Here is an 11,213-nt window from a genome sequence, read left to right as displayed (position 1 = left end):
CTCCACACTTCGATTTATTACTATGATATCGAGCTTGAGCCTCTTCAGGAGAACAATTTAGATGTCGTCGTAACTCTCTTGAAATTGTAGATGGACTTCTCTTGAGAAATTCTGCAATTTGTCGAATAGAATAACCTAACTCAAAGTAAGTTTCTATTTTCATCCCTCAACTGTCGATTTAAAAGTCGCAGTCAATATCCCTATTTCAGCGTATAAGGATGCCTCTTCCAAAAAGCGTTACCTTGAATTCATTGAAAACTTTAATAATCCTATTATGATTGAGGTCAACGGTGTACCTTTTATGTTTGAACTTCGTAATACCATTACAGTATTTGAGGGCGTTGGATCAGTTTTTCATGATGTGAATGTAACAAAAAATATTAATACGTGCGTAGTCGACGTGGGAGGCTTGAATGCGACGCTATGTCAGTTCGATGGTTTAACACCAAATTTTAATAGTATGGTTGTTTCAAATAACGGATGCAATATTTTAAAAGGGAAAATCGGACGAATGATTAATGAAAAGTTCAACATCGCTGTAGAATCTAATGACCTTGAGCGTATCATTCACGATGGATATTTAATGTATGAGGGAGCTATCGTCACCGACAGTCATCATTTAATTGAACAAATAAAAGATTCACATTTCCAAGAAATTATCTCTTTTGCTAAAAGCCGTGGCTACACATTTAACAACACGAATATTACCTTCTGTGGCGGTGGCGCTCTACTACTGCACAATTGCATTAAAGAACATTTCCCTCATGCTAAAATCGTGGTCAATCCGCAATTCGCTAACGTCAAATCCTTCCTACAAATTTTAAAAATCAAAAATAATGTATGAGAAACCGTATAACAATAAGCTTTCTAACGGAAGATCACGATTTAATGGAGCATTTGCAAACGGTTCGAGAGCAGGGACAAAGCTTGAGTTGCTATATCCGCAACTTAATTCGTAATGATATGAACAGGACCATTCCAAATAACTCAGTAGATGCATTAGCGCAGGCAATTGCTGATAAGTTAGGAGCTGTTCAAGTAATTGCAAACGTAGAAAAGCCTATTGATGACGATTCACCAATAAGCTTAGAGGATAAAATGATTATAGATCAACTATTTTAATTAAGTTAGTTTCTGAACAATATAGCGGGACTTTTCCCGCACTTGTACATATATTCAATAATATAATCCAACTCTAATCGCAATTATAATCGAAAATCTAATCCAAATAGATGCACAAACAGATTGAGATTATTAATATAAATCGTTGACAAATATATTTGTACTACAATTACATTTAAACCGTAATCGATAATCTACTTGCAATTCTATTTGCATGACGCATTCCAATATGTTACAAACGCAGGAAAGCCTACTGATGACAAATCACCAATAGGCTTTGAAACTAAAATGACTCTGGATCAACTATTTTAATACTGTTTTGTTCCTAACTATAAGGAACGCTTCCTACTCCATAACATATAATTATTTAGCACGTAAGGTTTTTATTAAAAACTTCATCATTAAGCTTGTTATTTCTATGATGTATTCCATTTCATTTTTATTTACACGATCATCGTGTTTAATATATGCATTTTGATACTTAGTGTAATACTCAAGAACTTTAACGTACATATTTCTTATTTCAGATGATATACCTTGTTCTTTTAACCGCGCCCCAATTTCAGGCAATTGATTTTCGAGGCTCTTTTCATTACCTAATAAGCTTTTGACAACCAATTCTAAAGATAATCGCATATCATCAATTGCATTTCTTTCAAACAGATTCGCTTCAAACTTTGTTAGGCCATCATTATATTTTTCAAAAGCTTTTGGATAATCTTTTAACCAATGATATGTTTCAGCAATAACTTCTGCATCAACAATTTTATTAAATCCATATGTAGAACCATAATTTTTCAATAATCGAACTTTTACTTCCTTAACGGACTCATTTTGTTCGAATTTATTTAAATTGCATAACGATAAAATAATTTCAAATTGTTGTTCCCCTGAAAATTTATTAACATTTTCTCTTAAAGCCGTTCGCTTATTAGCAAGCGTCTTAGGAAAAGGATAAGAGCCATACGGTATCGGAACATTGTATTTTATCGCAAATTCTGAGCAATATCTTGCGATTTCTGTGCCAGATAGACCATAATTTGTTTCACCTATAATATTCGTTGCATAATCAACAAAATAAGAATCCATTTTAATTACCATCTTCCTATAGCCATTTAAAATATACCTTTTCACTATCCCACATAAATAAAAAAGGAATTTATAGTATCATGAGTCTTTAATTACAATATTATTTTCATTAACCGAAATAAATTCAAATTACTCTTGAAACGCAAGTGCAAATCGTGCATTAGTATCCGTTATCCCTATTTTTTCCTCTAATCTAACTACATAAGAGGCAAACTCTACAAAATTATCTTTATTAGAACTATAACTATTATCTAATTTAAATGAATTAATTATATTTGACATAGTATCTTTTTGTTCAATTGTTAGTTCGTCAATTATTAAAATAATACGTATATTTGATTTAAACGCATCTCTTAATTCTTTTTCTAAATATCGTTCTATTTGTCTTTCTTTAATATTCGGATGTAACTCTTGAATCCATTTATTAACCTTTTCTATCAACGTCGGTTCATCATTTATATGATCTATTATTTTATCCACCCAACGATCGATTGTTTTTTCTCTGATATTGTTATCAGTAACGATACTAAATGTTGATGCAAATCTCATAAGTTGTGGAATAATCACCCCATTTAAATAATTAAATTTTTGCTGTGTTCGATATTTAGTTTCCCCATAGCATTCATACTCAATTAAGTTAATTTTAAATGGGCTTTTCTTTGAACTTTTATCATAAGATATTAATAATGCATCTGGAATACCCTTAATCCCATTTATATTTTCGTCATTGCTATTTTTTATACCAACTGATGAAAACAATCTGTTCTGTGCAATCAGAATTGTCTTTTCTATATTAAAATGCTGAAATAATGAGTAAAAATGCTCTGTAACTAACGGTTCAAGACCTCTTACACGATCGGTTTCATTTCTAAAACGGATAGTCTGAAACGTTCCCATAATGTCTAACTTTTCTATAGAGTAATCCTCATTTCCTTCAAAATCATCGATTTCCTCAATATCCCCAGAATAGCTATCCTCTGAAATTTCATCCCCTTCAAGAGATATTAATTTAAAATCATTCGTTTTATTACTTATAAAAACATTATTAAGTAATTCAATAGCTTCTTGATCTTTTATAGTTTTAGAAGCTTGTACATATTTTAATGCCCAGGAGTTCCCACCAATATCCGCCAAAACTTTAAGTTCAAACGGATTACAGTATTCAATATCCTTAATTTTCCATGATTGAACATAATTATCTGCATCTTCCCACGGCTTATAATCTGTCAATTCTTCGAGTATTCCTCTCGCTCCACAAATAGTAGCTTTGTCATTTATTACAGCAAAATATACCATATCGCCTTTTTCTGCTATTCTTGTTCTAAACCCTGCAACTTCTTCTTGAACGCATAAGTTGTAATTATTTATATTATTAGTACAATGTAAAATCCTGCAGTTATTATATTTATTAGATATAGGTATGTTCATTCAAATCCAACCTCCAAATCTATATATGTAAAATAATAACATATAAAACGTATTTATTTAGGTCCTTTGTCAAATGTTGGGGTAAGACATGAGAGAACAAGAAAATCTATTTGTACGGTAACTTTCCTGCCATCTATTTCTTCCGAAGCGTAGCGAGTAAGGAATAGATGGCAGGTCGCGGCTCGCTTCGCTCTCTTATCCAACATGCAACCCTATTTTTTTATACATGTGACCTAATAAAATTTTTGCTTTAAAGTGCTCATATTTGTGGAATCCATAAGCATTTCGCTTGAGCACTTTTGTTTTATTATTAATCCCTTCTAAAAAGCCATTTGAATAATCAAATACAAAACTGTTCAAGATTTCTATTTGCCAGTTTTTTAGTGTTTGGATACGTTTTTTAAATGAAGGGATACTTGCTTCTTCTACCTTGCGGTAAAATGCTTCTAACCCCTCTTTAATCTTCTGAATATTGTTTTCTTCTTTCGCTTGTGTAAACCACTGTTTATACGCTTCTTTTAATTCATATGCCTTTTTCAATTCAGGTGATAAACTTAGATAGCGATTTAAATACCAACGCTCATCATCTGATAGTTTGGCAGAATTTTTATGTAAAACAAATCGCATTCGCTTACACTTTTTACGATCATAGGCATGCATTTCTTTTTGAACTTTTCTTCGGACATCATCCAGAGCCCAATGAATATAACGACAATAATGGAATCGATCCGCTACAATAATTGGTTTGGCCAAGGCTTGATGGACCGCTGCTTTAAAGCTACCATTCATATCCATCACTACGATTTCCACATCTTGTCCGTATTTTTGGAGGTATGTTTTTATCGTTTGGAGTCGGCGATTTGGCAGAATATCAATGGGTTCATGTGTTTCCGCATTCGCTATAATAAGCTGATATTTTCCGGCATCTGTATCTGCCTTATATTCGTCAATGGCAATCGCCTTTGGTAAACGGAATCCTTCTGGTAACGCTGCTTTTGCTTGTTTGATAAATCTTCGAATGATTGTTGAAATAGATGTACCAAGTGTCATTGCCGCATCTTTAAAAGTTTTTGATTGAACAGATTGAATAATCATCGCTTGATTCACTTCTTTAGAAAAACGTTGATAACGCTCGACAAATGGAGCTTTTTCGGCAAAACGCTTCCCGCAAGTGCATCGATAACGGCGACATCTATACATCAATTTTGTTAAACGTCCCCAAAACGATAGATGCCCAATTTTCCGTGTTCGATAATCATGTACTTTTGACGTTTTTTCACCACATGTTGGACAACTATGTTCTTTTAGAGGCATCGAAACATAGACTAAAATACGATTTTCTTGTTCGATGATATCCTCAATATTTACACCTTTTAATCCTGGTAATTCCATGTTAAAATTCATACTGCACAACTCACTTTTTTCTACTTGTTTCTAGTCAATTCAAGTATAGAAAAATAGATGATGTTGTGCATTTTCTTTTTCAAAAATTGTAGGAAAACCCCAACAATTAATATAGAACCTTTATTTAGGCTAATAATAAAAAGAGGCGCGCTGTTGTTAGCATCACCTCTTTCAAATCTATTTATTGGATTAGTTTTTTATTGATTGATTGAAGATACTGATTAAAATCACTCTCGATACTCATAACTTTAATATCTGCTGGCAAATCCATTGTGCTTAACTCTTTATAAGCCTGATAAATGGCATATAGCATTCCTAATCCTTCATTAATTAATTGAGTGGATCGTAGCGTTCGAGTTATATAAAGTTCGCACTCTCTTAAATGTTGTTGAATAATTATATAGATAACATACGGATCTAAATCAACACCTTTATCGCATTCCTTTAATTCAGATTCAAATTGTTTGACTTTCCATAAATCGTCTAACTCTCTGACAGCGTTACGCTATTGCAGATTTTTTAGTTGATCATGTGCAAATAATCTAATCGCATCCTCCACTTGCTTCACAGCTAAATAGACATTCACTGGAACGCCATTCGAACTTTGACTCAGCACGTCTTCAAAGTGTACTTTACTCATAAAAATAATTGCTCCTTTAATGGGTTATATACTTTGTTCAATGCTTCTATTTGCATTTACTTATATGATATTCATAGTTGTCCCATTTTTCAATATGGAGCAAAATTGACCATGTTTGAGCTTTTCAATAATAACCGCTAAAGCCTTCTTCTAAGCTTTCAAGTCTTATACGGTAGCTATCTTCTGTTTCATAATCGCGCTCTTCGAAAAACACGAGCTGATGGCTTATCACCTCTTGCCTCTTGTTAGGCAGGTTAGTGCGTTCTATTGGCTTTCCTCCGTAAAAATACGGCGAAAAGGTTTTAATCATGTTGCGGAAAATTTCTGTAATTTGTTCAAACGTCTGTTCATGCGTATTTGCTGGTGTGAAATAAACGCCAATGCGTCGCTTATCGAAAGTTAAATCTGGGTGAATCTTTTCTCGAAATTGTTCCAGTTGTAACTTAAACGCCTGATATTCTTCGGAAGACATTTATCGAAATACAATTCTACAAATGCTCTCCCTCGACGGTCGGTAGCTGAGCATCTATAAGTTACACCATATTTTCCTGCGCCAATATTTAAGATTTTGTCATATTGGTTAGCCTTCTTATCGTAATGAAAATTTAGAAACTCAGGTATCGTCTTTCTTAAATGTAATAGTAGCCCGCGTTTTACATCCTGATCTAATTCGTAATTTAATGGCGGTGGCTCAATGTTCAAATGTCCACAATGGCTCTTTGGAACTCGTTTACTTTGTAACACGATTGATAACAGTGGATCTACTTCATCTAATAGATGCAGATTGTCATAAATGTCCAATTTATACATGTCATTAAGTTGTTGTAATATTGTTAATGCCTCTTCATTTAACGTAATTGCATAAAAGTCTGCATAAGATGGCTGATTTTGCTTAAGCCATTGCTGTAATTCATTTAGTATTGCTTCATCGAATGAACGTGCCACCCAAACAATGACAGCCTCTGGGTTAATAACAACTAACTGCTTTAAGCGTTTTAAATAGTTTGCAGTGGCTTGCGTTACCTGCAGTTCAAATAATATTGGAATACGTCTTTTCTTATCGACAGCTTTTACATCGACATGATACGCACCGTGCTTCTGCTCCAATGCCAAATGGTCCACTTCAAAACGTAATACTTCGCTAATTTTGTCAGGTCGCTCTTTTAAATAAACCCCTAAAATTGCTTCTTTCATCGAACCGTTCCTGCTCATATACTTCGCCTCCATTACATCACCAATTACGATTTTGGTAAATTATATTTGCACAAAAAAAGCACTCACCTTATTAGATACAGGTAAGTGCTAACCACATTCAGATTTTAAATCGCATCGCTTCAACATATACATCACCTCACGATTAATTTGAGAACATTATAAAAAACGATTTGGCTATAGTCAAACAAAAAGAAACATACGTTCTGAAATATAAATTATGTAGTACGGCAACAGTGCGTCTGTCGCCGTAGAAATTTTATTTTTGCTCTTCTTTCTTTAAATCAATGACGATTTCGAATAATTGTTGTAAATCGGAATCAAGGCTATCGCGCTCAAATTTCAATAAAAGAACGGTTTCAATTAATTCTACTAACAATGCCTTTGTTGAACCATCCAATACTTCCTCATTATGCTCCACTGTGTGATTGAAGAAAAGTTCGCTAATACTTAAAGCGCTTTTAGAACTATTAAGCTCCACACCAACCAAAACAGAGGGCTCTACTTTTAAAGCTTCAGCTAATTTGATAATCTTTGTGAAGCCAGGAGATTTCCTTGTACCTTTTTCTAATCGGTGCAAGTACGAGGCACTTAGATTTGCTCTGGATGCAACCTGTTCTAACGAAAGCCCTTTCTTCTTGCGCAACGATTTCAACATTTTTCCGAAATTGTCCGAAATCAGCATTTCATCTTTTTCCATACTAAATCCTCTCCTTCACGTATTATTCCACAAATGGAATGCCATTTTTCTGATCAAATGATCTTTATATGATAGATTGGAAGAGAGAATTTAAAACTATTTTCTTGAAAAAAATCTTTTACATTAAATATAATATTTACAAAAAATAGAAAGGGCTGATTATTTTGAATTCGATGTACATTGGATTTCAAAAAGATAACCAGCTGTACGGCTCTTTTTGTGAAATGTATCTTCACTGCAAATTTAATGAAACTAAAGAGGCGTTATCTAAGCTGGCTAAAACAAATAATTTTTCAAAGCTGAGTCAACTATTTGATTTAATCGAGTGGAAGCAAGCAGAAAAAGATGCCATTGCGCATGATGGTACACTGTTATTTAAGTTTATAGAACTTGGCAATGTAGATTTGTATGAGAAATACATGGATAACGTATTTAAAAAATTAACGAAAAATGGTAGCGAAAATATTGAAACAGGCGAAATTGAGCCTATCGACTATACGCCATATATCGACTTATTAGTTGAGAATGAAAAAGCGGTCATTAAAGCAGATGAAGCAACAAAAGATGAAGTAATAAATATGGACCATTTCATCATAAATATAGATGCAGGCGCAATTGAATGTAATTTTTAATTTTTCAAAGCGAAAAGCCGATCTTTTAAAGAACTGCTTTTCTGCATTATTTAGACATATTTAATTTTTGCAAACTCTCGACGACATTACATGTAATTTCTTAAACAGAATTGATCCATTTACTATCCTCTATTGCATCGGGCAACAAGACAATATAAACACCTTGTAAATGATTTAAATATTTCGCACAAACTATATCAAAAGTATGCTGTTCTGTTAAAAAGAAATACTTATACTCAGCATCATTACGTTGTAACTTATCAAAGTCCTTTAAAAAGCTATTTTTTTGCTGTGCACCAAGATCATTTTCTTTGTAAGGGTAGGTTGTCTTTAACTCACCAATCACCCTTTTTCCATCCACAGTCATTTCATCAATATCAAGACCTGGAGAACCTTGCGCCTTTAAAGCCATGTTTAATTCAGGGAAATCGTGTCTACTTTGCAGAAACTCTTTGATTAATAGACAACCTAAGAAGCTCATATCATTATCAACATTGCCGAGTATTCTTCGAAGACCTTTTAAAAGTTCAAATTGTTCAATAACCTCTATCTTAGAAAAAGCGTCAACTTCCTCATTATTTAGAAAAGCCTGAGCTTCCATCAGTTTGTTCGAGATTTTTTCAATGTAGCTCGCTTCTGTATTCTCAACAACCTTGGCTTGGTTGCTATGGTCGACCTTAAATGATACCTTACTTTCAACTACCTCTGCTTTAATGAATATTACATAATTACCGAAATTAATTTCTTTAATTTTATAGCCAGCATGTAACCATGTAACTGCATGTTTTTGTGAGCGCTCAGTATTGCCCCACCACGCTGGATATTTATACGCTGAGGCTGGCAAAGATTCCTTTATAATTGATTCTATCTCACTAAATGAAAGCTTTATTTCATTGGCTGATACATTCATTAAATAATGCTGTAATAGCACATATCTTCCCGCTTTTAAACGACTCATTTCGTCCTCCTTTAACCCTTGAAACCATTATCCTTTTATTGTAAATTATATTTTACAAAAAACATAATCAATAATTATATATCTTGGAGGTAGCTTAAATGAAAACATTTCCGTCTATTACTGAGTTTATTAATTATTACAATCAGAAACAAACTATTCCGTCCAATATTAGGATTATTATCAATGGTACTACTCATGAATTCACTCGAAAATCGTACCACAATACCGAAACCATCACTAAGAGGATGGTAGATAATTATACATTCAAAGAAAATAATTGAACTAAATATTAATTACTATCGTCACTTCGAGGCAAAAGCCATCGTAGAAGCTTATATGCTTTTTTTCATTGAAGAAACACTCTATTTACATCCAATCTATTTCCACAATCGATTCGTAAGCGATACAGATTTCGAACCTTACATAAATGCTGTGTCAATTTCATTAGAGAAATGGACAAGTTTAAAATGGCTGAATACGGACATCGCGCCAAATGCTTTCGCTGAAGTACGAGCAAACGCATACAGTAACATTCAAAAGGATTTATTTTACCAACTACCAACAATAATCAACTCTGACTTTCGATTGGAGCTTAGTGTATTATCGAATACATCTCGTAAGAAAAAGTGGCTTTTAGATGATAAGGGTGAAAGTAAATATTTTAATAAACCTTTTGAAGTGCCTGAGTATTGGTGATCATACTTAGAGGAGCCAGCATTAAGCGGGCTCCTCTATATTTGATTTATACTATTTTCAACGTATTTTTTCCCTTTCGTGCTCGATTACAAATTTTAGCTTTGTAAAATCTTTGATTGCTTTTTCAAATAGCCATGCTCTATTTTGAGCAGTTGATAACCCTTTATTAACACTAATATAATTTCTATACATTTCATGAACTATCGAAATCAAATTATAACAATCATCTACATAAGATTTAATATCATTAGGTGATAATTCAATCTCGCTTGCTGAGTTATACAAATTATCTACTTCTTCATATTTCTCAGTAATTATTTTTATTAACTCGTCTTCTGTGATTGATTTATTTTTATAATTTCCGAATATTTCAATCGCTAAATTTCCATGTTCAATTAACTTACTCGTGATAGAATCCACTGATAATAATACGCTTTCTTTAGATCCTTCAAACTTTTTATATAGCTCTCGATAACTTCCATATGAATCATTCCATTCAATTTCAATATCATCTACATTATCATTTGATTTTAAAGGTAGTGGTCTGTATTCTTTTAAAAGGTCTGCAGAAACCCACATAGATTTGCAAATCCAATTTGTTACTTTTACATCAAATGTGTCATTTGCAATATAAAGCCAAACTACATCAGCATCTCTATCAATATGAATGTTTTCTAATTTTTTATTTCTATAATACTTTCTTCGACGTATTTCCTGTGTTACAAATTTTATTAAACTTTTAATACTATCCTTCTCATAATACTTATTTAAAGTAATTACGGCTGTATACCTCTTAGCATTACTATGACTTACATCGTTTAATTCATGGAGTATGTAATCGTAATTTTCTAACGATATATTATTTTTTATATCCTTTATTTTTAATGAAGGAATTTCATTGAAATTCATAGCTTTAAAAATATCATTGAAGTCATTTTTTATATGCTCCTCTAATTTATAATAGTTATGTCTATTTAAAACACTTAAAATATCATCAATAGCCGAACAAATAATTTTCACTTTTCTTAACTCTTCAATCAAAGAAACATTATCTTCTATATTTAACTTTCTAATCTCTTCATCTAATTTTTTGAATTTAGAATTCCAAAACTTTGCATATTTCAAACGATCATCTATGGAATAAATACCTACATTTTTCAACATGATTGGTGTAATTTTATTAAGATAATCATCAACTTTTATTATTTGAGTGGTTATGGCAAACTAAAAATGTACCATTCGGACATTAATTTATGCATGAAAAAACCACTTGTCAACATTATCCAATAAAGTTACACTCCTCGTTGGACCAACAACGTTTAACAGGAGGTA

The 11,213-nt window shown here is 32.6% G+C and carries 13 protein-coding genes; 4 read left to right on the top strand and 9 right to left on the bottom strand.

All coding sequences use genetic code 11. The features are described from left to right. Window positions 1–163, bottom strand: a 163-nt coding sequence (locus D8M03_RS16305) for a helix-turn-helix domain-containing protein (protein ID WP_147404834.1), incomplete at its 3' end; no start/stop codon positions are given. Window positions 164–301: 138 nt separating this feature from the next. Here D8M03_RS16305 and D8M03_RS16300 point away from each other — a divergent pair. Together D8M03_RS16300 and D8M03_RS16295 are read left to right on the top strand one after the other, a co-directional pair. Beyond that, window positions 302–844, top strand: coding sequence for a hypothetical protein (locus D8M03_RS16300; RefSeq protein ID WP_342768820.1), 543 nt, complete (start codon window positions 302–304; stop codon window positions 842–844). Between the two features lie 44 nt (window positions 845–888). Then, on the top strand, window positions 889–1,122 hold the full coding sequence (locus D8M03_RS16295; protein WP_121215856.1) for a hypothetical protein: 234 nt from the start codon (window positions 889–891) through the stop codon (window positions 1,120–1,122). 363 nt (window positions 1,123–1,485) lie between these two features. Here D8M03_RS16295 and D8M03_RS16290 read toward each other — a convergent pair whose 3' ends face one another. The 6 genes from D8M03_RS16290 to D8M03_RS16270 form a co-directional block, all read right to left on the bottom strand. After that, window positions 1,486–2,211 carry a hypothetical protein gene (locus D8M03_RS16290; RefSeq protein ID WP_121215855.1) on the bottom strand — a complete coding sequence of 242 codons (726 nt, stop codon included), beginning with the start codon at window positions 2,209–2,211 and terminating at the stop codon, window positions 1,486–1,488. A gap of 129 nt (window positions 2,212–2,340) precedes the next feature. Next, a complete protein-coding gene (locus D8M03_RS16285; RefSeq protein WP_121215854.1) occupies window positions 2,341–3,639 on the bottom strand; it encodes a hypothetical protein in 1,299 nt (432 codons plus the stop codon). Between the two features lie 195 nt (window positions 3,640–3,834). Continuing rightward, on the bottom strand, window positions 3,835–5,043 hold the full coding sequence (locus tag D8M03_RS16280; RefSeq protein WP_121215853.1) for an ISL3 family transposase: 1,209 nt from the start codon (window positions 5,041–5,043) through the stop codon (window positions 3,835–3,837). 505 nt (window positions 5,044–5,548) lie between these two features. After that, window positions 5,549–5,683, bottom strand: coding sequence for a hypothetical protein (locus D8M03_RS18015; RefSeq protein WP_281272172.1), 135 nt, complete (start codon window positions 5,681–5,683; stop codon window positions 5,549–5,551). A 399-nt stretch (window positions 5,684–6,082) separates the two neighbouring features. Further along, complete coding sequence (locus D8M03_RS16275; RefSeq protein WP_121215852.1) at window positions 6,083–6,895, bottom strand: hypothetical protein; 813 nt, start codon at window positions 6,893–6,895, stop codon at window positions 6,083–6,085. A gap of 259 nt (window positions 6,896–7,154) precedes the next feature. Continuing rightward, complete coding sequence (locus D8M03_RS16270) at window positions 7,155–7,595, bottom strand: helix-turn-helix domain-containing protein (protein ID WP_121215851.1); 441 nt, start codon at window positions 7,593–7,595, stop codon at window positions 7,155–7,157. A 164-nt stretch (window positions 7,596–7,759) separates the two neighbouring features. Here D8M03_RS16270 and D8M03_RS16265 point away from each other — a divergent pair, with 164 nt between their 5' ends. After that, on the top strand, window positions 7,760–8,227 hold the full coding sequence (locus D8M03_RS16265) for a hypothetical protein (RefSeq protein WP_121215850.1): 468 nt from the start codon (window positions 7,760–7,762) through the stop codon (window positions 8,225–8,227). Between the two features lie 100 nt (window positions 8,228–8,327). Here the strand turns inward: D8M03_RS16265 and D8M03_RS16260 are convergent, their stop codons facing one another. Further along, window positions 8,328–9,185: a DUF7662 domain-containing protein gene (locus tag D8M03_RS16260; protein ID WP_121215849.1), complete on the bottom strand. Its 858-nt coding sequence runs from the start codon at window positions 9,183–9,185 to the stop codon at window positions 8,328–8,330. A gap of 336 nt (window positions 9,186–9,521) precedes the next feature. Between D8M03_RS16260 and D8M03_RS16250 the strand changes: the two genes are divergently transcribed. Continuing rightward, window positions 9,522–9,881: a hypothetical protein gene (locus D8M03_RS16250; RefSeq protein ID WP_121215847.1), complete on the top strand. Its 360-nt coding sequence runs from the start codon at window positions 9,522–9,524 to the stop codon at window positions 9,879–9,881. A 57-nt stretch (window positions 9,882–9,938) separates the two neighbouring features. Here the strand turns inward: D8M03_RS16250 and D8M03_RS16245 are convergent, their stop codons facing one another. Next, window positions 9,939–11,006, bottom strand: a complete 1,068-nt coding sequence (locus D8M03_RS16245; protein ID WP_147404833.1) for a hypothetical protein — start codon at window positions 11,004–11,006, stop codon at window positions 9,939–9,941. Between the last annotated feature and the right edge of the window lie 207 nt (window positions 11,007–11,213).

The sequence above is a fragment of the Ureibacillus endophyticus genome (assembly GCF_003628435.1).
Classification (GTDB): domain Bacteria; phylum Bacillota; class Bacilli; order Bacillales_A; family Planococcaceae; genus Ureibacillus; species Ureibacillus endophyticus.
Note: the sequence above shows the minus strand (reverse complement) of the source record. Positions and strands in the feature narration are given on the sequence as shown.